Source organism: Micromonospora halotolerans (assembly GCF_032108445.1).
GTDB classification, from domain to species: Bacteria; Actinomycetota; Actinomycetes; order Mycobacteriales; family Micromonosporaceae; genus Micromonospora; species Micromonospora halotolerans.
Window position 1 is genome coordinate 647,994 of the sequence record NZ_CP134876.1, and the last position, 21,380, is coordinate 669,373.

19 protein-coding genes are annotated in these 21,380 nt (G+C 73.2%); 8 read left to right on the forward strand and 11 right to left on the reverse strand.

What is annotated here, in order from left to right; all coding sequences use genetic code 11:
• Positions 1–18 precede the first annotated feature (18 nt).
• Both RMN56_RS02945 and RMN56_RS02950 read right to left on the reverse strand, forming a co-directional pair.
• Entirely contained in the window at positions 19–540 is a 522-nt protein-coding gene (locus RMN56_RS02945) for a DUF488 domain-containing protein (protein WP_313722310.1), read from the reverse strand.
• Positions 541–613: 73 nt separating this feature from the next.
• Positions 614–3,253, reverse strand: a complete 2,640-nt coding sequence (locus RMN56_RS02950) for a glycoside hydrolase family 9 protein (RefSeq protein ID WP_313722311.1) — start codon at positions 3,251–3,253, stop codon at positions 614–616.
• 346 nt (positions 3,254–3,599) lie between these two features.
• On the opposite strand from RMN56_RS02950, the gene RMN56_RS02955 reads away from it, so the two are divergent.
• The 3 genes from RMN56_RS02955 (at position 3,600) to RMN56_RS02965 (ending at position 6,821) form a co-directional block, all read left to right on the forward strand.
• Positions 3,600–4,370: an LPXTG cell wall anchor domain-containing protein gene (locus RMN56_RS02955; RefSeq protein ID WP_313722312.1), complete on the forward strand. Its 771-nt coding sequence runs from the start codon at positions 3,600–3,602 to the stop codon at positions 4,368–4,370.
• A 93-nt stretch (positions 4,371–4,463) separates the two neighbouring features.
• On the forward strand, positions 4,464–4,988 hold the full coding sequence (locus RMN56_RS02960; RefSeq protein WP_313722313.1) for an isochorismatase family protein: 525 nt from the start codon (positions 4,464–4,466) through the stop codon (positions 4,986–4,988).
• 267 nt (positions 4,989–5,255) lie between these two features.
• Positions 5,256–6,821: an aldehyde dehydrogenase family protein gene (locus tag RMN56_RS02965; RefSeq protein ID WP_313722314.1), complete on the forward strand. Its 1,566-nt coding sequence runs from the start codon at positions 5,256–5,258 to the stop codon at positions 6,819–6,821.
• A 53-nt stretch (positions 6,822–6,874) separates the two neighbouring features.
• Here the strand turns inward: RMN56_RS02965 and RMN56_RS02970 are convergent, their stop codons facing one another.
• Both RMN56_RS02970 and RMN56_RS02975 read right to left on the reverse strand, forming a co-directional pair.
• Positions 6,875–7,960, reverse strand: a complete 1,086-nt coding sequence (locus RMN56_RS02970) for a GNAT family N-acetyltransferase (protein WP_313722315.1) — start codon at positions 7,958–7,960, stop codon at positions 6,875–6,877.
• Between the two features lie 80 nt (positions 7,961–8,040).
• Positions 8,041–8,745, reverse strand: coding sequence for an ACT domain-containing protein (locus tag RMN56_RS02975; RefSeq protein ID WP_313722316.1), 705 nt, complete (start codon positions 8,743–8,745; stop codon positions 8,041–8,043).
• A gap of 150 nt (positions 8,746–8,895) precedes the next feature.
• On the opposite strand from RMN56_RS02975, the gene RMN56_RS02980 reads away from it, so the two are divergent.
• Entirely contained in the window at positions 8,896–9,969 is a 1,074-nt protein-coding gene (locus tag RMN56_RS02980; protein WP_313722317.1) for a phosphotransferase family protein, read from the forward strand.
• Positions 9,969–11,180, forward strand: coding sequence for an acyl-CoA dehydrogenase family protein (locus RMN56_RS02985; RefSeq protein ID WP_313722318.1), 1,212 nt, complete (start codon positions 9,969–9,971; stop codon positions 11,178–11,180). The genes RMN56_RS02980 and RMN56_RS02985 overlap by 1 nt, the downstream gene beginning before the upstream one ends.
• A gap of 7 nt (positions 11,181–11,187) precedes the next feature.
• Here the strand turns inward: RMN56_RS02985 and RMN56_RS02990 are convergent, their stop codons facing one another.
• The 6 genes from RMN56_RS02990 to RMN56_RS03015 form a co-directional block, all read right to left on the reverse strand.
• Positions 11,188–12,234 carry a LacI family DNA-binding transcriptional regulator gene (locus RMN56_RS02990; RefSeq protein WP_313722319.1) on the reverse strand — a complete coding sequence of 349 codons (1,047 nt, stop codon included), beginning with the start codon at positions 12,232–12,234 and terminating at the stop codon, positions 11,188–11,190.
• Positions 12,235–12,316: 82 nt separating this feature from the next.
• Entirely contained in the window at positions 12,317–13,750 is a 1,434-nt protein-coding gene (locus RMN56_RS02995) for a GH1 family beta-glucosidase (protein WP_313722320.1), read from the reverse strand.
• Positions 13,747–14,580 (reverse strand): carbohydrate ABC transporter permease, encoded by an 834-nt coding sequence (locus RMN56_RS03000; RefSeq protein WP_313724634.1) that lies wholly within the window; start codon positions 14,578–14,580, stop codon positions 13,747–13,749. Before RMN56_RS03000 ends, RMN56_RS02995 begins: the two co-directional genes overlap by 4 nt.
• A gap of 71 nt (positions 14,581–14,651) precedes the next feature.
• On the reverse strand, positions 14,652–15,635 hold the full coding sequence (locus RMN56_RS03005) for a carbohydrate ABC transporter permease (protein ID WP_313722321.1): 984 nt from the start codon (positions 15,633–15,635) through the stop codon (positions 14,652–14,654).
• 129 nt (positions 15,636–15,764) lie between these two features.
• Positions 15,765–17,069 carry an ABC transporter substrate-binding protein gene (locus tag RMN56_RS03010; protein WP_313722322.1) on the reverse strand — a complete coding sequence of 435 codons (1,305 nt, stop codon included), beginning with the start codon at positions 17,067–17,069 and terminating at the stop codon, positions 15,765–15,767.
• A gap of 254 nt (positions 17,070–17,323) precedes the next feature.
• Positions 17,324–17,869 carry a plasmid pRiA4b ORF-3 family protein gene (locus tag RMN56_RS03015; protein ID WP_313722323.1) on the reverse strand — a complete coding sequence of 182 codons (546 nt, stop codon included), beginning with the start codon at positions 17,867–17,869 and terminating at the stop codon, positions 17,324–17,326.
• A gap of 150 nt (positions 17,870–18,019) precedes the next feature.
• Between RMN56_RS03015 and RMN56_RS03020 the strand changes: the two genes are divergently transcribed.
• Positions 18,020–18,805 (forward strand): pyrimidine reductase family protein, encoded by a 786-nt coding sequence (locus RMN56_RS03020; RefSeq protein ID WP_313722324.1) that lies wholly within the window; start codon positions 18,020–18,022, stop codon positions 18,803–18,805.
• Between the two features lie 120 nt (positions 18,806–18,925).
• Here the strand turns inward: RMN56_RS03020 and RMN56_RS03025 are convergent, their stop codons facing one another.
• The gene (locus RMN56_RS03025) at positions 18,926–19,957 is read right to left on the reverse strand and encodes a sigma-70 family RNA polymerase sigma factor (RefSeq protein WP_313722325.1); all 1,032 of its coding nucleotides are present in this window, start codon (positions 19,955–19,957) and stop codon (positions 18,926–18,928) included.
• A gap of 72 nt (positions 19,958–20,029) precedes the next feature.
• Between RMN56_RS03025 and RMN56_RS03030 the strand changes: the two genes are divergently transcribed.
• Together RMN56_RS03030 and RMN56_RS03035 are read left to right on the forward strand one after the other, a co-directional pair.
• On the forward strand, positions 20,030–20,863 hold the full coding sequence (locus tag RMN56_RS03030; RefSeq protein WP_313722326.1) for an alpha/beta fold hydrolase: 834 nt from the start codon (positions 20,030–20,032) through the stop codon (positions 20,861–20,863).
• Positions 20,864–20,967: 104 nt separating this feature from the next.
• The gene (locus RMN56_RS03035) at positions 20,968–21,378 is read left to right on the forward strand and encodes a DUF7144 family membrane protein (protein ID WP_313722327.1); all 411 of its coding nucleotides are present in this window, start codon (positions 20,968–20,970) and stop codon (positions 21,376–21,378) included.
• Positions 21,379–21,380: the final 2 nt, after the last annotated feature.

The following is a 21,380-nucleotide window of genomic DNA, read 5'->3' on the forward strand; positions in this document are numbered from 1 at the left end:
CCACCGTGTTTCCGGCGCTCAGCCGTCCCAGAGCAGGTGGCCGTCGGGGAGGCGGCGGGCGCCCTCGGCGGGGCGGTGTGGGCTGAGCCGGCCGTCGGGCATGAGGTGCGCCACCGGCACCCCGCGACCGAGCACCGCCACGTCGGCGATCAGCCGCCGGTGGCAGCGCCACCACACGCTCTCGCTGCACATCACCGCGGTGGTCCGGCGTTCCGCGTCGGCGAGCACCTCGTCCAGGGCCGCGTCGAACTCCGGCGTGCGGGTGTACGCGGCATACGCCCGGAACGCGGCGACGGTCCACCAGGTGTCCGGCTCCGGCTCCCCGGCGCGGACGTGCCGGCGGCCGCCGAGGCGGGGCTCCCAGCGATAGTCGATCCCCCGCTCAGGCAGCCAGTGTTCCAGCGCTTCGCGCCGGACGTCCGCGTTGGTCCGGCTGGCCGGATACCGCCGCACGTCCACGACGAGCGCCACCCCGGCACCGGCCAGCAGCTCCCCCAACCGCTCCCGATCCGCCGCCCCGTGGCCCACCGTCACCAACACGCCCCCAGGTTTCCCCCGAATCTTGGCGACTTACCGTCCGCCACGAACCGTAAGTCGCCAAGATCGCTGTGGGTCAGGAGACGGTGCAGGGGGAGCCGTTGAGGGTGAAGGTGGTGGGTCGCGGGTTGGTGCCGGTGTGGGTGCCGTTGAAGCCGAAGCTGGTCGACGCGCCCGGCGCCAGCGTCCCGTTGTAGGAGACGTTCGTCGCGGTCACCGCCGTCCCGCTCTGGGTGACGTTGGCCGACCAGCCCTGGCCCACCTTCTGCCCGCTGCTCGGAAACGTGAAGGCGAGGCTCCACCCGGTGATGGTGCTGGTCCCGGTGTTGGCGATCGTGATGTTCGCGGTGAACCCGGTGTCCCAGCCGCTCGTCGTCCAGGTCACCGCGCAGCCACCCGTGGCCGGGGGGTCGGCGGTGGTGACGGTCAGGGCCGGTGAAGACGCCGACCGGTTGCCGGCGCCGTCGCGGGCGCGCACTGTGAACTGGTACGTCCGCTCGGGCAGCAGCCCCGTCACCGCGAGGGTGTTGGTGGTGGCCTCGGTCAGCACGAGCGCGTCGCTGCCGGCCTGCGCCCGGGTGACCTCGTAGCCGGCCAGGCCGCTGCCGCCGGTGTCGGTGGCGGCGGGCCAGGTCAGGGTGAGGCCGGTGGCGGTGACGGCCGAGGCGACGGGGGCGCCGGGCACGGTTGGCGCCGTGGTGTCCGGGGTGGCCGGTCCGGGCTCCTCGCCCCAGACCCGCGTCCCGCCGGAGTAGAGCGGCACCTTCCGGTTCGGGCCGGCGGTGGCCTGGTACGACGGGTCGTTGGTCGGGTCCCAGGTGCCGCCCTCCGGCACGCCGACCTTGAACTGCACCTCCATCCGGTGCTGCGACTGCCCGGCGGGCGCGATGGTCCAGCCGGTGCAGTCGACCTCGACGTACCAGATGTCGGCGGAGAACTGCCTGGCCGTGGTGGGTGACGGGCAGCCCTGGGTGTAGCCGGGGGTCACCTGGACGGGGCCGGCGCCGTCGGGGCGGAAGTAGTAGCGGAACTTCCCGGTGGTCCGTGCCCGGGCCGGGAAGGCGGACTTGTTGTAGATGATCGCCTTGAGCCCGGTGGCCCGCGGCTCGGCCTGCATCACCGTGGTCTCGACGGTCAGCTCGTCGAGGTCGGGCTGCTCGGCGGTCGGGAAGCCGGCGAGCGGGCTGCCGCCGTACTCGCTGGTCAGCCGGGCCAGGGCGGAGGTGAAGCCGGCGTTGTAGTCGGTGGCGACCTCGTTCATGACGTAGTCGGAGCGGCTGTCGGTGTAGGCGTCGTTGGCCGAGGACGGGCCGCCGACCAGCGCGCCGTAGAGCACGTGCCGGGTCTCGGTGGGCACGGTCTGGCTGTCCCACCAGGAGCCGTGGGCGGTGCGGTGGTGCGGGTTCTTCGGTGAGTTGGCCCCGAAGCCGATCACGTAGCTGGAGCTGCGCGGGTTGTCGCCGAGCGCGTAGTTGATCTGCCGGACGGCGAAGTCGTGGTACCGCGCCTTGCGGGTGGTGTCGCTGGTCCGGTCGCTGTAGACCAGCGCGGCGAAGGCGGTGTTGGCGGCATAGCGCAGGGCGCCCCAGGAGTCGAGGACGGCCATGCCGCCGGGCGAGTAGGGCACCCGCTGTCCGTTGACGCCGACGGTCCAGTAGTCGAGCCAGCGGTTGGCGTCGTCGACGTACTTCTGCTTGCCGGTCAGGTTGGCCAGCAGCACGTACGCGCCGAACTGCTTGTTGTCCCAGGCGATGGTCCACTTGTAGGAGCGGGTGGTGGACTGCGGCTCGGTGCCGAGCCTGTCGTACTCGCTCTCGGCCTTGGCCAGGTAGGTGGCGTCGCCGGTGGCCCGGTACAGCCAGACCGCGCCCCAGACCAGCTCGTCCTGCCACCCGCTCCACGACCGGTAGAAGCTGGTCGCGTCGGTGATGCACTCGTGGTAGCTCTTCCGCACCGTGTCGGCGAAGGTGTAGAGCTGCTTCGCGTGGCCGAGCAGCTTGTCGGCGTAGGCGGCGTCGGTGGGGCGGAAGACCATCGACGAGGCGGCCATGGCGGCCGCCGTCTCCCCCGCCAGGTCCGCCCCGCCACAGCTCGCATCGATCCGGTACGCGGCCCGCGCCATCGGCAGCACCTCGGCCGGTCCCCACCACTTGTGGTCGTCGTCGCCCTTGCCGACCTGTCCGTAGAGGACGTTCGGCGCGGGGTGCGCCTTCACGAAGTAGTCGTTCACCCAGCGCAGGTTGTTCAGCAGGTGCGGGAGCTGCCCGGAGGTGGCGTAGCCGTCGCGGTACTCGACGGCGCCCCAGGCCAGCATGGTGGCGCTGAACGCCATCGGGAAGCCGAACTTCACGTGGTCGCCGGCGTCGTACCAGCCGCCGGTGAGGTCGAGGCCCACGTCGGCGCCGTCGGTGAGCGCCGAGTCGCCCCGCCAGGAGACCCGGTTCCAGGCCGGCTTCTTCCCGGACTGCTGGGCCTCGTAGAAGAACAGCGACTTCTGCAACGCCTCCGGATAGTTGAACGCGGGCGCGGCCAGCGCGCTTCCGGTCCGCGCTCCGGCCGCGGCGGGGACCGAGCCGTCGTTGACGGCGGGGGCCGCGGCGGCCGGTGGTGGCGCGACGGCGACGGTCGCGGCCAGGCCGGCGGCGAGCGCGGCGCCGGCGGCGAGCAGCCGGCGGAGCCGGGGCCGGCCACGGGGTGGCGGGGTCGGACGGGGCATGGCGAGCTCCTGTCGGTGGCGCCGCGCGGCAGCCCGGACCGGACGGGATGGCGGTCCGGGCTGCCGGCGACGGTGGTGGTGGGGGGCGACCGAGGGGCGCGGGAGCGCTCCCATGGATAGTCGACAATGTAGTGGCGGTAGCGACGCTTGGGAAGACGGCGCCCGGCAGCGAGGGTGGCGGAGCGCCGAGCGGTCATTCGGCGTTACGCCGACACGCCTGGAAAGTGGCCCCATTTCCGCCTCGGCACGAACGTCTTCGCAGCTCAGGTCGCTCGTCCGATCTCGACTAAAGCGGATCGACGTGTGATCATGTGGCGTCCCCTCTCCCGATCTCGGAGGATTCCTCATGCCACAGCGTCGGCACGTGGCGCGCGCTGCCCTCACCGCAGCCGCCGCCACGGCCATGCTCGGGCTGGTGGCCGCCCCGGCGTGGGCCACCGGCAAACCGCACAACCCCAAGGGCGACAACGGCACCGTCAAGATCGACGGCGCCCCCTTCTCCGACAAGGTCGACAACCAGCCGCACGTCACCTGCGACTTCGAGCTGGAGTTCTTCAACTTCGACCAGGACCAGAAGGCGAACATCACCCTCTGGGCGCAGGCACCGTCGGCCACCCCCAAGGACACGGTCGTCTGGTCCAAGAAGGACGTGGTGATCAGCACCGACCCGGCCTCCGGCGCGGAGAACGACCACGACGAGGTCATCCGGCTCTCCGCCGCGGACCTCGACCTGGCCGGGCTGAAGCTGCACCCGAAGCAGGGCTACCACCTCAAGCTCGACGTGGACCTGACCGACGGCAAGGCGTTCGACGACAAGCACAAGGTCTTCTGGCTGAAGCCGTGCGAGTCGCCGGAGAGCCCGACGCCGACCCCGTCCACCCCGGGCGAGGAGACGCCGACCCCGACACCGGGTGGCTCGGAGAACCCGTCGGGCACCCCGGCGCCCGGCACCTCGGTCGGCGGCGGCCAGGGCGGCGGCAGCGGCACCGAGGGCGGCCTGCCGCTCACCGGCGTGGCCGCGACCAGCATCTCGCTCACCGGCCTCGCCCTGATCGGCGGCGGTGTCCTCCTGATGGTGCTGCGGCGCCGCCGGGACCGGATCACCTTCACGAGTTGAGCCGGCTCGGGAACCGGCCGTCGGACCCCGGTCCGGCGGCCGGTTCCGCCGTTCGGGATCGCCCGGGCGGCCCCGCGCCGATATGATCTTGGGGTGGACGCTCTCGACCCGACCCGTACCGCCGTCGTCCTGATCGACCTCCAGCGTCGCATCGTGGACCTGCCGACCGCCCCGCACACCGGCCCGGAGGTGGTCGCGCGCTGCCTCGCCCTCGCCGAGGCGGCCCGCGCCGCCGGCGCCACCGTCGTGGTGGTCCGCGTCGACCGGCCCGGCCCCGATCCGCAGCCACCGGGAAGCGAACTGCTGCCCGAGGTGGCGCCCCGCGAGGGCGACGTGGCGGTGGTCAAGCACACCTGGGGCGCCTTCCACGAGACCGGCCTGGACGCCGCCCTGCGGGCACGCGGGGTGGACACCCTGGTGATCGGCGGGATCGCCACCAACTTCGGCGTGGAGCAGACCGCCCGCATCGGCGACGAGATCGGCTACCGGGTGGTGCTGCCGCACGACGCGATGTCCGGGCTGGACGCGTACGCCCACGAGTTCGCCGTCGACTACGTCTTCCGCCGGCTCGGCACGGTGTGCACGACCGCGGAGGCGATCGCCGCGCTGGGCGGTTGAACCGGTCGAGGCACTGATCCGTACTGACGGGTAACCCGGTCGACGCCGCCCGGAGCTGGATCACATAATCGACAACACTCTATATGCTTCCCGCGTACCCCCAGGTCACGCCGCTGATGGTCGGGCCGCGACGCGTCGCGGCGGCCGGCCGGGCGTCCTGGCATACGAGCGTACGGTTGCCCGCCCGCTCGGCCACGCGGGACAGTACGCGACACCAGCGGTGCCATCGACGCCGCCGCTCCCCCGGACAACCCTGAGGAGAACGCGATGGCTCTCAGACTCGCCGACGGCACCTCCTGGTCCGACACCCTCGCCCGCGCGGTGGCCGCCACGCCGGAGGCCTTCGGCACCGCACCCGACGGCACCGCCACCCTGCACAACCTGGTCGAGGGCGGGTGGCGGGCGGTCGGCGCGCCGACCCCGGTGCGCACCCCCGTCGACAACACCGTGCTGGTCAACCTGGCCCGCCTCGACGCCGAGGCGGCACGCGCCGCGGTCGCACACGCCGCCGCCGCGCACCGCGAGTGGGCGCAGACCCCGCTGGTCGAACGCAAGGCCCGGGTCGACGACGCCCTGGACGCGCTCACCGCCCACCGCGACCTGCTCGCCCTGCTGCTGGTCTGGGAGATCGGCAAGCCGTGGCGGCTGGCCTGCGCCGACGTCGACCGCGCGCTCGACGGCGTCCGGTGGTACGTGCAGGAGATCGACCGGATGCTCGCCGACGGCCGCGAGCCGCTGCCCGGCCCGGTCAGCAACATCGCCTCCTGGAACTACCCGATGAGCGTGCTCGTGCACGCCGAGCTGGTGCAGTTGCTCGCCGGCAATGCGGTGATCGCCAAGACCCCGTCCCAGGGTGGGGCGGTCTGCCTCACCGTGGCGCACGCGCTGATGCGCCGCGCCGGGCTGCCCGCCACCCTGCTCTCCGGCAGCGGCGAGGAGCTCTCCGAGGTGCTGGTCCGGGCCCCGGAGATCGGCGCGGTGGCGTTCGTCGGCGGCCGCTCCAACGGCGGCAAGGTGGCCGCGGCGCTGCTCGACTCCGACAAGCGGCACTTCATCGAGCAGGAGGGCCTCAACGCCTGGGGCATCTGGAACTTCTCCCGGTGGGACCTGCTCGCCGCGCACCTCAAGAAGGGCTTCGAGTACGGCAAGCAGCGCTGCACGGCGTACCCGCGGTTCGTGGTCCAACGCGACCTGGTCGACGAGTTCCTCGACATGTACCTGCCGGTGGTGCGCTCCGTCCGGTTCGGACACCCGCTCGCCGTGGGTGACGACTGGTCGGCCGGTGATCCGCTGCCCGAGCTGGACTTCGGCCCGCTGATCAGCGCGGCCAAGGCCGAGGAGCTGCGCCGCAAGGTCGACGAGGCGGTCCGCGGCGGCGCGGTGCCGCTGCAGCGGGGCAAGCTGGACGGCGCGCCGTTCCTCGACGGGCAGGACACCTCGGCGTACGTGGCGCCGGCGGTGCTGCTCGCCCCGCCCGGCCGGTCCCGGCTCATGCACGCCGAGCCGTTCGGCCCGGTGGACACCATCGTCGTGGTGGACACCACCGACGAGCTGCTGGCCCAGATGAACGCGTCCAACGGCGCGCTGGTCGCCTCCCTGGCCTGCGACGACGAGGAGCTGGCCGGCAAGCTCGCGGTCGACCTCCAGGCGTTCAAGGTGGGCATCAACAAGCCCCGCTCCCGGGGCGACCGGGACGAGCCGTTCGGCGGCCGGGGCGCGTCCTGGAAGGGCGCGTTCGTCGGCGGCGACCTGCTGGTGCAGGCGGTCACCGTGGGCGGCGACGGCCGGCTCTACGGCAACTTCCCGGACTACAGCAGCTACCCGGCGACCTGATCGGGGCGGGCCCGGACACGGTCAGGGCCCCCGCACCGGGGGCCCTGCCCGCGTCAGTGCGACCGGCGTGCCCGCGCGGTCGCGTCAGCCGGCCGGAGCGGCGCGACCGGTCGGGGTGCCAGCGGCACCGTCACGGTCAGCACGGCGCCGTCGCGCTCCACCGAGGTGGGCCGGTCCACCCCGCGCACGGTGCGCAGCATCGGGGTGTTCTCGGCCTGCACGTGCAGCAGGACTGCCGCGTAGCCGGCCCGGTCGGCGTGCCCGAGCAGGCGCCGCAGCAGGGCCGAGCCGAGACCCCGGCGCTGCCAGTCGTCCCGCACCAGCAGCGCCGCCTCCGCCTCGTCCCCCTCGCCCAGCAGGTTGGCCATGGCCACCACCGTCGCCGCCGTCCCGGCGGGGCCGGCCGTGGCGACCAGGGTCAGCCCCCGCGCCGGTTCGAGCAGCCGGCGCAGCCGGGCCGGCGCCGGGTGGCCCGCCCCGCTCAGGTAGCGCCGCTGGCGGCTCCGGTGCGAGCACCCGGCGTGCAGCTCCAGCACGCCCGCCAGATCCTCGGCGGTGGCCGGCCGGACCAGCACCTCGGCCGCGTCGGGCAGCACGAGGGTGACCCGGTCGGCGTCCCGGCGGGCCACCGTGGCGGCCAGCTCGACCAGGGCCTGGGCGCGGGCGTACTCGGCCGGGGTGAAGCTCGGCTCCCGCCGCCGCAGCTCGTACGAGCCGCCGGCCGGGTCGGCCAGCAGCATGGTGGTCCCGTCCACGCCGCCCGGCGCGGCGGCCGGCGTCGGCCGCCAGGTCACCGCGTCCGCGCCGAGCAGGACGCGCAGTGTCTCGCCGGCCGCGTCCGGGTCCCGGACCAGCCGGCCGGCCAGGCCGAGCACCCGGGTGGGCTGGTCGGCCAGCCCGCGCGCCTCGCTGCGCGCGACCCAGCAGTTCCGGCCCCGTCCCCGTTCGACGGCCGCCCGCAGGTCGGCCTCGGTGAGCCGGTCCGGCGCGTCGACCAGGAAATCGTCGACCGCCCCCAGCTCGGTGGTGTGCACCTGCACGGCGAGGATGTTGACCCCACGCAACGCGAGGCTCGCCGTGAGCACCGACAGGTAGCCCGGCCGGTCGTCCACGGTGGCACGGATCCGCCACAGCGCCATGGTTCGCTCCCTTCCTCACCACCGACCCTGCCGGCCGCCTGTTGCGCCCCCGTTGCCCACCGGTGAAACGGCGGGACCGGTCAGGTGACGGTGGTCACGGGCGGAACGCCGACCAGGTCGAGCCGGTCACCGAGGATCACCGCGCCGGCCCGGACCAGCTGGGCGAGCCGGTCCACCTCCGTCGAGTGGAACCCGGCCGCGGCGAGCGGTTCGCTGTGCTCGCGGGCCACCACCAGCACCAGGCCGGCCCGGCCGAACGGCGCGACCGCGTAGTGGTGCCCGTCCGGCGTGGTCATGGCGCGGGCACGCAGCGGGGTCACCTCGGGCAGCCGGGGCGGGACCGGGGCCCGCCAGCTCGCGTGCCCGACCGTCGCCCCGCCGGTGCCGGCGCCGCGCGCGGCCCAGTCCAGCGGGACCACCGCGGCCACCGCCCAGTCCGCGGCGAGCAGCCCGGGCACCGCGTCGACCAGGGTGGCCACCCCGTCGGTCGGGTTCGCCGCGACCTGGGCGAGCAGTTCGGCGTCCTGGCCCGTGGTGGTCGGTGCGCCGATCGCCCGCCACACCCCGTCCACGCGGACGCCGGGGATCGCGGCCAGGCCGGCGAGCAGGCGCTCCACCCGTGCCGCGCCCGGCCAGACCACGGTGAAGTCGTCGACCGCCCGGCCACCGAGCCGCTCCAGCACCACCACCTGGACGATGTCGGCGCCGGAGACGCCGAGCGTCCGGGCCACCTGGCCGAGGGTGCCCGGTCGGTCCGGCAGCGTCACCCGAACTCTCAGCAGCATGTCTGGTCCCTCCGCTCGGCGGGCCGGCCGTCGCGGCCGGCAGGCTGGGCCCCAGCCTGCCGGTTGACCATTTCGCCCCCGTTGCAGCGGCATGTCCCGCCGGGAACATCCCACCTTGACAACAAAGCTGAGCTGCCATCAACTAACCGGATGACCGATCCGGCCGTCGACGCACCGCAGACCCCGACCGGTTCGGCCCCGCGCGGGCTCGACCTCGACCGGCTCGCCGCGTACCTGGCCGCGCACCGGCCCGAACTGGCCGGGCCGCTGTCGGCGCGGTTGATCGCCGGAGGCAAGTCCAACCTGACCTACCTGCTGCGCGCCGGCGACCGCGAGGTGGTGCTGCGCCGGCCGCCGCTCGGGCACGTGCTGGCCACCGCCCACGACATGGCCCGCGAGTACCGGGTGATCTCCGCGCTCGCCCCCACCGCGGTGCCGGTCCCCGAGGCGCTGCTGCTCTGCCCCGACCCGGACGTGCTCGGCGCGCCGTTCTACCTCATGGAGCGGGTCGACGGCGAGGTCTACCGGCGGCGGGAGCAGACCGACGCGCTCAGCACCGGCCAGCGGCGCGACCTGGCCATGGCGATGATGGACACCCTCGCCGGTCTGCACATGGTCGAGCCGGCCGCCGTCGGGCTGGCCGACTTCGGCCGCCCCGAGGGCTACCTGGCCCGGCAGGTGCGCCGCTGGGCCGGCCAGCTCGACCGCTCCCGCAGCCGCCCGCTGCCCGGCATCGACGAGCTGTGCGACGCGCTCGCCGGCAGCGTGCCGGAGGGCGCGAACGCCGGGCGGATCGTGCACGGCGACTACCGGCTGGACAACCTGCTCGCCACGGTGGAGCCGGTGGCGGTGCGGGCGGTGCTCGACTGGGAGATGGCCACCCTCGGCGATCCCCTCGCCGATTTGGGGCTGCTGCTGACCTACTGGGACGTGCTGGGCGACAGCGACAGCGCCGAGGGCAACCCGGTCGCCGACGGCATCGGCCCGCGGGCCGGCTTCCCCACCGGCGCCGAGCTGATCGACCGGTACGCCGGCCGCAGCGACGTCGACGTGGGCCCGCTGCACTGGCACGTGGCGCTCGGCTGCTTCAAGCTCGCGGTGATCTGCGAGGGCATCCACTACCGGCACACCCTCGGGCAGACGCTCGGCGGGGGCTTCGACCGGATCGGCGACATGGTGGCGCCGCTGGTCGAGCACGGTCTGCACGCGGTGAGGGAGAAGTAGTGGACTTCGCGTACGACGCCCGGACGGTCGAGCTGCGTGAGCGGGTCGAGGCGTTCCTCACCGAGTGCGTCTACCCGGCCGAGCCGGTGCACCACGAGCAGGTGCTCGCGGCCGGTGACCCGTGGGCCCGCCCGCCGGTGCTGGACGAGCTGAAGGCCGAGGCCCGCGAGCGAGGCCTGTGGAACCTGTTCCTGCCCGACCCGCGCTACGGCGCCGGGCTGACCAACCTCCAGTACGCCCCGCTGGCCGAGCTGACCGGGCGCAGCCCGCACCTGGCCCCGGAGGCGCTGAACTGCGCCGCCCCGGACACCGGCAACATGGAACTGCTGGCCGAGTTCGGCTCCGACGCGCAGCGCGACCGCTGGCTGAAGCCGCTGCTGGCCGGGGAGATCCGGTCGGCGTTCTGCATGACCGAGCCCGAGGTGGCCTCCTCCGACGCCACGAACATCGGCACCCGCATCGCGCGGGACGGCGACGCGTACGTAATCAACGGCCGCAAGTGGTGGTCGTCCGGGGCCATGGACCCGCGCTGCGAGATCTTCATCGTGATGGGCAAGACCGACCCCGGTGCCGACCGGCACCGCCAGCAGAGCATGATCCTGGTCCCCCGGGACACCCCGGGCGTGACGGTGCGCCGGGGCATGACGGTCTTCGGCTACAGCGACGCCCCGCACGGCGGGCACGCCGAGATCGACTTCACCGACGTCCGGGTGCCGGCGGAGAACCTGGTCGGCGCCGAGGGCGCCGGCTTCGCCATCGCCCAGGCGCGGCTCGGCCCGGGGCGGATCCACCACTGCATGCGGCTGATCGGCATGGCCGAGCGGGCCCTGGAGCTGCTCTGCAGGCGGGCCCTGACCCGGGTCGCGTTCGGCCGCCCCCTCGCCGAGCAGGGCGTCATCCGGGAGTGGATCGCCGAATCCCGGGTGCGCATCGAGCAGGCCCGGCTGCTGGTGCTCAAGACCGCCTGGCTCATGGACACCGTGGGCAACCGGGGCGCGCACACCGAGATCCAGGCCATCAAGATCGCCACGCCGGCGATGGCCGAGTGGGTGATCGACAAGGCCATCCAGGCGCACGGCGGGGCCGGCGTCAGCCAGGACACCCCGCTCGCCGCCCTCTGGGCGCAGGCCCGCACCCTCCGCCTGGCCGACGGGCCCGACGAGGTGCACCGGGCGTCGCTGGCCAAGCGGGAACTGCGCCGCTGGGCCTGAGCGCGCCTCAGGCGGAGGCGCGGTGGATGAGCTTGGTGTCCAGCAGCACGTGTGGGCTGGGCAGCTCCTCGCCGCGGATCCGGGAGACCAGCAGCCGGGCCATCTGGCGGCCCATCTCCTCAACCGGCTGGAAGACCGTGGTCAGCGGCGGCTCGGCCTGCCGGGCGATCGGGGCGTCGTCGAAGCCGATCACCGCCACGTCCTCGGGCACCCGGCGGCCGGCCTCGCGCAGCGCGCGCAGGGCGCCGAAGGCCATGAGGTCGGAGGCCACGAAGACCGCGTCCAGCTCCGGGCAGACCTCCAGCAGCCGGCGCATGCAGGCCGTCCCGCTGCCCTCGCTGAAGTCCCCGTACGCGATGAGGTCCGGGTTGAGGTCGACGCCCGCCGCCCGGACCGCCTCCTTGTAGCCGGACAACCGGGCCAGGCCGGCGCCCATGTCCTGGGTGCCGGCGATGGTGGCGACCCGCCGCCGGCCGCGGGCGAAGAGGTGCTCCACCGCCTGCCGGGCGCCACCGACGTTGTCCACGTCGACGAACCAGGCCGGCTGGGCGTTCGGGTGCAGCATCCGGGCCGGCCGGCCGCCGAGGACGGTGGGCAGGCCGCGCTCCTCCAGCAGGGTGGGCAGCGGGTCCGCGTCGTGCAGCGAGAGCAGCAGCACGCCGTCCACGTGCTGGTTGGTCAGGTGGTGCTCCACCCGTTCCCGTTCGATCTGCGACTGCGCCATGGCCAGCCAGAGCTGCATGGGGGTTTCCAGCAGCGCGGAGCTGACGCCCCGCACGATCCCGGCGAAGAACGGCTCGGTGAACACCCGCTCCCCCGACTCGGAGACCACCAGCGCCACCGAGTCGGTCCGCTGGGTGACCAGCGCCCGGGCCGCGCGGTTGGGCACGTAGCCCAGCTCGGCGATGGCCGCCTGGACGGCGGCGCGGGCCTCGGGGCTGACCTGCGGCGAACCGTTGACCACGCGGGAGACCGTGCCGCGCCCCACGCCGGCGCGGGCCGCGACCGCGTCGAGGGTCGGGCGCCCGAGCGACCGTGTGCGCTGGGTTGTCATCGTCTGTGCTCCTCCGACATCGGGCGGGCCCGGCACCTGTCGAGGCGCCGGCGCCGGGCCGCCCGTCACTGGCTGGCTCAGCCTATTGTGCGGCCAGGCCGTTGCGTCGGATCACATCGGCGTACCACCTGGCGCTGGACTTCGGGATCCGGCCCTGGCTGTCGTAGTCGACGTAGACCATGCCGAAGCGCTTCGTGTAGCCCCACGCCCACTCGAAGTTGTCCATGAGTGACCAGGCGAAGTATCCCTTCAGGGGCACCCCGGCGCTGATCGCGGCGTGCGCGGCGCGCAGGTGCGCGTCGAAGTACGCCAGCCGGTCCGGGTCGTCGACCCGGCCGTCGACCACCGCGTCGACGAACGCGGAGCCGTTCTCGGTCACGTAGAGCGGCAGGTCGGTGTACTCCTTGTGCACCCGCTCCAGCGTCTCCACCAGGCCGGGCGCGTCGATCTCCCAGCCCATGTCGGTCACCGGGACGCCCCGGGTGACGAACTGGACGTCCTGGCTGCCCGGCCAGCACGAGGGCGCCCGCCAGTAGGCCTCCGCCGGCGGGGTCTCCGCCGGCGCGGCCACCACGTACCGGCTGTAGTAGTTGACCCCCACCATGTCCAGCGGGGTCGAGATCACCGCCAGGTCGCCGTCCCGGACGTGCCCGAAGTCGGTGACCTCGCGCAGGTCGGCGGCCAGGTCGGCCGGGTACGCCCCGCGCAGCACCGGGTCGAGGAAGAACCGGTTGGCCAGCGCGTCGATCCGGCGGGCGGCGTCGGCGTCCTCCGGGGACCCGCTGGCCGGGGTGACCGGGTAGAGGTTGACCGTGATGCCGAGCTGCGCGTCCGGGCGGGACGCCCGCAGCGCCTGCACGGCCAGCCCGTGCCCGAGCATGAGGTGGTGCCCGGCCCGGACCGCGTCCGCCCCGTCCGACCGGCCGGGCGCGTGCGCGCCGGAGCCGTAGCCGAGGAAGGCCGAGCACCACGGCTCGTTGAACGTGGTGAAGTACTTGACCCGGTCGCCGAGGGCGTCGGCGACCAGCTGGGCGTAGTCGGCGAAGCGGGCGGCCGTGTCCCGGGCCGGCCAGCCGCCCGCGTCCTCCAGCGGCTGCGGCAGGTCCCAGTGGTAGAGGGTCAGCCAGGGCTCGATGCCGTGGCCCAGCAGCTCGTCCACCAGGCGGCGGTAGAAGTCCATCCCCTCGGGGTTGACCGCCCCGGCGCCGCCGGGCTGCACGCGCGGCCAGGAGACGGAGAAGCGGTAGGACTTCAGCCCGAGGTCGGCCATCAGCCGCACGTCGTCGGGCATCCGGTGGTAGTGGTCGCAGGCCACGTCGCCGGTGTGCCCGGCCACCGTCCGCCCCTCGGTGTGGCTGAAGGTGTCCCAGATCGACGGCGTGCGGCCGCCCTCGGTCGCCGCGCCCTCGATCTGGTACGCGGCGGTCGCCGCGCCCCAGAGGAAGCCGGGCGGGAAGGTGGCTGCCGCACCCTCGTCGAGGACGCCGACGGCGGGCGGGCTGGCTGGGTTGCTCACGACTTGACGGCGCCTTCCATGATTCCGCCGATGATCTGGCGGCCGAAGATGATGAACACGATCAACAGTGGCAGGGTCGCCAGTGCGGTGCCAGCGAACAGTGCCACGTAATCTGTCTGGTAGAGCCCGGACGAGAGGATCTTCAGGGAGTACTGCACCGTCGGGGTGTCCGGGGTGAGCACGATGAACGGCCAGAGGAACTCGTTCCAGGTCTGCATGAAGGTCAGCAGGCCGAGCACCGCCGCCGCCGGCCGCAGTGCGGGCAGCACGACGTTCCAGTAGATCCGCCAGGTGGAGCAGCCGTCGAGCCGGGCCGCCTCGATCAACTCGTCGCTGATCGCGGACATCGCGTACTGGCGCATCATGAACACGCCGAAGCCCTGCACCAGGAACGGCACGATGACCGCCTGCAGGGTGCCCGTCCAGCCGAGCTCCACCATCATCAGGTAGAGCGGGATGACACCGAGTTGGGTCGGCACCATCATGGTCAGGATGATGATCAGCAGCAGCGCGTTGCTGCCCCGGAACTTGAGCTTGGCGAAGGCGAAGCCGGCCAGGCTGGAGAAAAAGATCACCGAGATGGTGACGACGGTCGACACCACGGCCGAGTTGACCAGACCGTAGAGGAACGCGGCGTCCTCGTTGGCGAGCATCCGGTCGACGTTGGTGAACAGCTGGTCGCCGGGGGTCGGCGGCATCTCGTAGACCGCACTGTTGTCTCGCGAGGCGATGATGAACGACCAGATGATCGGGAAGATCGACAGCACGCCGCCGAGGATCAGCGCGAGGTAGGTCAGCGGACTGGCCTGCCAGAGCTGGGCGCCGGGCAGCCGACCGCGGCCGCGGCGGCGGGGCGCCGGCGGGAGCGGGGCGACCGAGCGGGGCAGGGTCTGGGTGGTGGTCACTTCTTGTCCCCCTTCACCGACCGGCGCACCAGCACGAAGTTGATCAGCGCGAAGATGATGATCATCATGAAGAGCAACCAGGACATCGCGGCGCCGTACCCGTACTCGGAGTTCCCGGTGAAGGTCTTCTCGTAGATGTACATGGCCAGGGTCTGGAACTGGTGGTCCACGCCACCGCGGACCAGCCCGTTGCCGTACATGAGGGGCTCGGTGAAGATCTGGAAGCCACCGATGGTGGAGATGATGACCGTGAAGAGGATGGTCGGCCGGATCAGCGGCACGGTGATCGTCCAGAACTGTCGCCAGGTCGAGGCACCGTCCAGCGACGCCGACTCGTACAGGTCCTTCGGGATGGCCTGCATGGCGCCGAGGTAGATCAGCGCGTTGTAGCCGGTCCACCGCCAGTCGACCATGAAGGCGATGGCGAACCAGGAGGCGAAGCGGTTGTCCCGCCAGGCGATGGGATCGAAGCCCACCGTGCCGAGCAACCAGTTGATGAGGCCGTACCGGTCCGCGAAGATCAGCGCGAAGATGATGCCGACCGCGGCCACCGAGGTGATGTTCGGAATGACCACACCCATCCGCAGCAGCGTGCGGGCCCTCATCTGCCGGTTCAGCAGGTTGGCGAGCATCAGCGCCACGATGAGCTGCGGCACGGTGCTGAGTAGGAAGATGCCGAGGGTGTTGTAGGCCGCATTCCAGAACTGGGCGTCCTGCATCAGGAGGCGGTAGTTCTCCAGCCCCGCGTACTCCTTGGTTCCGCTCAGCAGTTCGTAGTCGAAGAGCGAGACGTAGACCGTGTAGAGGACCGGGAAGAGGCCGAAGACCCCGAAGAGGACGAAGAACGGGGTCACATACAGGTACGGGGAGTACTTGAGGTCCCAGCGGCCGAGCCGGTACGACCGGCGGCGGTGCAGCGGGGCGGACGGGGGCGGCGAAGCGGCACGCGTTGGTGGTACCGCGCCGACAGTAGAACTCATTGCGGGTCCTTCCGGGAGGTGGGGCGGCGGCGACCTCGACGCGGCGCCCACAACCCTGGGGCGGGTGTGGGCGCCGCCGCCGAGCCCACGGGCAGCGAATCCCCGTGGGCTCGGCCGGTCACCGGCGACTCAGCTGGTCGCCTTCTTGGCCTCGTCCACCGCCTTCTTCCAGGCGGCATCCGAACTGAGCCGGTTGCGCTCCGCCGCCTGCATCTGCGGCTCGAAGATGGTCTCCCAGACCTGCTGGTGCTTGGCGCCGAGGAAGACGGGCTTCATGTTCTTGACGCTCTCACCGAAGATCTTGCCGATGGGGGCGCCGCTGAAGTACTCGCTCGTCTTGTCCTTGAACGCCGGGTCGTCGAGGGCGGCGATGTCGGACGGCATCGCGCCCGCCTCCTTGAACGCCGCCAGGTGGCCCTCCTTGCTGGTCAGGTACTTGGCCAGCTCGTACGCCTCCTTGGGGTGCTTGCTCTGCGCCGGGACGGCCAGGTAGGAACCGCCCCAGTTGCCGCCGCCGCCGGGGATGTTGGCGATGTCCCACTTGCCGGAGTTCGCCGGGCCGGACTTCTGGGCGATGACACCCTCGGTCATCCAGGACGGGCAGGGGAGGGTGGCGAACGCGGAGTTCTTGAAAGCCCCGTCCCAGTCGGCGCTCCACCGCTGCGTCTTGGCGGTCAGCCCGTCCTTCGCCATCTGCAGGCCCAGGTCCCAGGTCTGCTTGACGACCGGGTTGGTGTCGCCGATGAACTTGTTGTCCTTGTCGAAGAAGAAGGTCTGCGAGTTCTGCATGACGTACGGCTGCATCAGGCTGGTCGCGCTGTCGAGCCAGGCGGCCTTGACCTTGCCGCTGGCCTTGAACTCCTTGCCCAGCGCGATGTAGTCCTGCCAGGTGGTCATCCGCTTCGAGACCTCGTCCCGGTCGGTGGGCAGACCGGCCTTCTCGAACATGTCCTTGCGGTAGCACATGGCCAGGCCGCCGACGTCGGTGCCGAGCGCGATCAGCTTCTTGCCGTCCGGCGTCATGGCGTTGTTCCACTTCCACTCGGGGAAGTTGGCCTTCAGCTCGCCGGCGCCCAGGTCGAGCAGGTTGGCGAACTTGTCGGGGTTCTGGACGTACCCGAACAGGACGCCCTCCTCCAGACCGACCACGTCGCCGGCGCCGCTGCCGGCGGCGAGCCACTGCACCAGCTTCGGCTGGAAGTCGCGCAGCTCGCCCATCTTCTGGTGCTCGACCTTGATGTTCGGGTGCGCCGCCTCGAAGTCCTTGATGGCCTGGTCGTAGCCGAAGTTCTGGAAGGTCTGCAGGACCAGCTTGATCTGGCCGCCCTCGCCGGTGGACCCCTCGTCGTCGTTCTTCTTGCTGCACCCGGCGCTGCCGAGAGCAACGCCCGCGGCGAGCACGGCGGCCGCAGCAATCCGGAGCCGGCGCCTCATGACGCTCATCCCTGACCCCTCTCAGGTGGGTAACTCGTGTGGTGGGTTCTGACTCGCGCCCGCCCGTCGGCCGGGCAGGTCGCGTGGTGAGGCCTTGGTTCTGGGGCGCCGCCGCGACGAGCGATGTGGCTTGAGACACACGTCCGGGAGCGCTCCCATGAGATTGCCGGGAGGTGTCAGGGGTGTCAATAGACCGCTGGGAGCGTTCCCAGATCGTTACCGCGTTGCTCCCGGGCGCACGCCTGGAGGCGCGGTCAGCAGAAGCGGCGCAGCAGGGTCGTGGCCCGGTCGGCGGCGAAGAACTCCGGCGCGAAGCCCGGGCCGGCCCACTCCCGCATCATCCGGTGCTCGGCGTGCCCCGGGTCGGCCAGCGCGGCCAGCAGGACCGCGTACCCGGTCGGGCCGCCCACGTCCTCGGGCGGGCAGGCGCGCTCCCCCTCGACGCAGGCCGGGTAGCGCTCGTCCGGATCGGCCGTGCACACGTCCTCGACCAGCAGGTCGTGCTCCCACCAGTCGCCGAAGTCGTAGGTGTAGTGGAACCGGTCGCCCTTGCCCACCACCGCGTCCAGCCGGACGTCCAGCTCGTCGCGGAGCGCCAGCTCGCCGTCCGGATCGGGCTCCCCGTACTGGCGGCCGTCGATGTCGAACGAGTGCAGGTGACAGTCCCGCCAGCCCATCGCGTGCTGGATCACCCGGTGCAGCCGGTCCAGGGTGTAGCCGCCGGGCACCAGCACCCGCCGCCACACCGGCGGGCGGACCCCGGCGAGGGAGACCTTCAGCTGGAAGATCTGACGCGGCATGCTGTCCCATCCTTCCTCGGCATAGGCTGCCCACATGATCTGCCGAGCCTGCCGGGAGCGGCGGCACGACGAGTGTCCAGGCCGGAAGTGGTGCGACTGCCAGCACCGTACCCCCGAACCCACCCCGCCGGTCACCGGTCCGGCCGGCGAATGAGCGTCGGAACCCCGATCGAACGGGTCTGGCCGACGCCCGGCACCGGGCCGCTGACCGACCCGGAGCTGACCGCGCTCTACGGCCGCGCGCCCGGTCCCCACCTGCGGGTGAACTTCGTGGCCAGCGCCGACGGCGCGGTCACCCTGGACGGCTACTCCGCCGGGCTCTCCGGCGAGCCGGACAAGCGCGTCTTCGGCCTGTTGCGGATGCTCTGCGACGGGCTCGTGGTGGCCGCCGGCACGCTGCGCCACGAGGGCTACCGGGCGGTCCGGCTCGGCGAGGCGCGCCGCGCCTGGCGACGCGAGCAGGGCCTGGCCGAATACCCGACCCTGGTGGTGGTCTCCGGCTCGCTCGACCTCGACCCGGCCCAGGCGTGCTTCGCCGACGCGCCGGTCCGGCCGCTGGTGCTCACCCACGCGGCCGCCGACCCGCCGCCCGGGCTCACCGACGTGGCCGAGCTGGTCCGCTGCGGCACGGAACAGGTCGACCTGGCCGCCGGCCTGGCCGAGCTGCGCCGGCGCGGGCTCGGCCAGCTGCTCTGCGAGGGCGGTCCGCACCTGTTCGGCGCGCTCACCGCGGCCGACCTGGTCGACGAGCTGTGCCTGACCGTGGCACCGCTGCTCGCCGGGGCCGGCCCGGGCCGGATCACCGCCGGGGCCGGCAGCGCGCCGCGGCACCTGCCGCTGCGCCACGTGCTGGCCGCCGCCGACGGCGTGCTGATGCTGCGCTACGCCCGCGAGGCCGACGGGGCGCCGCCCGCCGGCGCCGCGCCGGCCGCCTGACCGAGGGCGCCGCGCCCGTTCCACGACCGGAGGGGGTACGCGGACAGCCGGCCACGGCGGAGCGGACGGGCCCGCGCCGTAGCCCGGCCGGCTCGGCCCGCACCGCGTTGCGGGCAGGGGTCAGCGGGCCGGCGGCAGGGAGTCCGGCAGCCCGAACGCCGCGACCTGTGCCGCGCCCACGAACGAGGTGATCCCCGCGATCCGGTCACCCCGCAGCGTCAGCACGTCGACCGACCACGGCAGGTACCGGCCGGTCCCGCCCCGGCGCAGGTAGCCGGCGACCGCGGGCTGGCCGTTCGCGGCGGCGGGCAGGTGCCGCCAGCTGCCGCAGGGGCCGAGCGGCGCCGACCGAGCGAAGTCCAGCACGGCCGCGACGCCCCGGTACCAGTGCGGCATCGGCGGCATGGACCAGGTGACGTCCTCGGTGAGCAGGGCGACGAGGGCGTCCGCGTCACCGTTCTCCAGGGCGGTGGCGTAGCCGGTGACCACCTCGCGCAGCCGGACGTCGTCCAGCATCCGCAGGGTGCGCTGCTGGGTCGCGGCGGGCACCCGCTCGGCCAGCACCCGGCGGGCCCGGGCGAGGGCCGAGTTCACCGACGTGGTCGAGGCGCCCAGCATGGCGCCGATCTCCGCGGCGGAGTAGCCGAGGACGTCGAAGAGCAGCAGCGCGGCCCGCTGGTTGCCCGGCAGGTGCTGCACCGCGGCCACGAAGGCCAGCTCGACCGCCTCACGCTGCTCGTACCGCGCGCCGGGGGCCACCGGGCCGGGCGCGAGGCCGCTGTCCGGGTACGGGCCGAGCCAGGCGACGTCATGGACCGGGCGGTTGTCGGGCACGGCGCGGTCGCTGGCCGGGCCGAGGTCGACCGGCAACGCCCGGCGGGCCCGGCCGGCGATGGCGTCGAGGCACACCCGGGTCGTCACGGTGTAGAGCCACGAGCGCAGCGAGCCGTGCCCGGCGAAGGTCGGCAGCCCGCGCCACGCCCGCAGCAGCGCGTCCTGGAGGGCGTCGTCGGCGTCGTGGACCGACCCGAGCATCCGGTAGCAGTGGGCGTGCAGCTCCCGGCGCAGCGGCGCGACGAGCGCGGTGAAGGCGGCCTCGTCGACCGGGGCCCGGTCGGAAGACCCGGCGGCGGCCGGGGAACTGACGCTCACGACCGACGATTCTGCCGCAGCACCGGAGTCAGGAAGGTGAACGGCTCGCCCGTCACGACCCTGGAGGACCCGATGAGCAGCATGTCCACCGCGCCCGTCACCACCGGCACCCTGGCGGTGCCCGACGGGCGGCTGTACTACGAGGTGCGCGGCCGGGGCCCGCTCGTGGCCCTGGTCGCCGCCCCCATGGACGCCGACGCCTTCGCGCCGCTGGCCGACCTGCTGGCCGCCGAGCACACCGTGCTGACCACCGACCCGCGCGGAATCCGCCGCAGCGTCCTGCACGACCCGCACCAGGACTCGACCCCCGAACTGCGCGCCGACGACGTCGCCCGGCTCCTCGCCCACGTCGACGCCGGTCCGGCCGCCGTGCTCGGGTCCAGCGGCGGCGCGGTGACCGTCCTGGCCCTGGCCCAGGCGGGACCCGCGCTGGCGCACACGGTCGTCGCGCACGAACCGCCGCTGCTCGGCCTGCTGCCCGACCGCGCGGACCTGCTGGCCCGCGAGGACGACATGATCGCCACCTACCGCGCCGGGGACCGGCTCGGCGCCGGGCGCAAGTTCCTCGCCAGCGCGAACATCCACCTGCCGGAGGAGGTGGTGCTGGGCATGTTCGGCGGTGAGCCGGACCCGCAGGCGGCGGCCGACGAGCACTTCCAGTACCTGCACATGATCCGGGGGACCACCCGCTTCCGCCCCGACGTCGACGCCCTGCGCGACGGCCCGACCCGCGTCGTCGTCGGTCTCGGGGAGCGGTCGACCGGCGAGGTCTGCGACCGCGCCTCCCGGGCGCTCGCGGCGGCGCTGGACACGTCGCCGACGATGTTCCCGGGCGGGCACATCGGCTTCGCCGAGGACCCGCCGGCCTTCGCCGCCCGGCTGCGCGCGGTGCTCGCCGACGGCTGAGGCAACGACGCGGGGCGCGGCTTCCGGCACCGGAACCGCGCCCCGCCGGGTCGGGCTGCGCCGTCTCGCGAACCCGCCGTTGATCAGCGCCGTAACCTCGGGGAATGCGTACACCGCAGGCGACCGGGACGGCGCCGGAGCGGACCGATCGCCCGGTCCTCGCCGGTGGGCTGCTGGTCGCCACCGGCCTGGTCGACATGCTGGCCGCGTACGGCATGCTCCGGTCCGGGGTCTTCGTGGTGCTGGGCGAGGGCGGCATGCACCAGGTCGACCTCACCTTCTGGGCGTGGCTGCAGCTGACGGTCGGGGCCGCGGTCGCGGTCGCCGGGCTGGTGGCGGTCACCGGCCGGCGGGGCGCCGCCACCGTCGCGATCGGCTGCGCCGCGCTGGCGATCGCCCTGGACCTGCTCATGCTGCCGTACGCGCCGATCCGGTTGCTCATCGTGGCGGCCGTCGACGCGGCGGCGATCCGGCTGCTGCTCCGGCACCGCCGGATCGCCGGCCGGGCGGGGTGAGG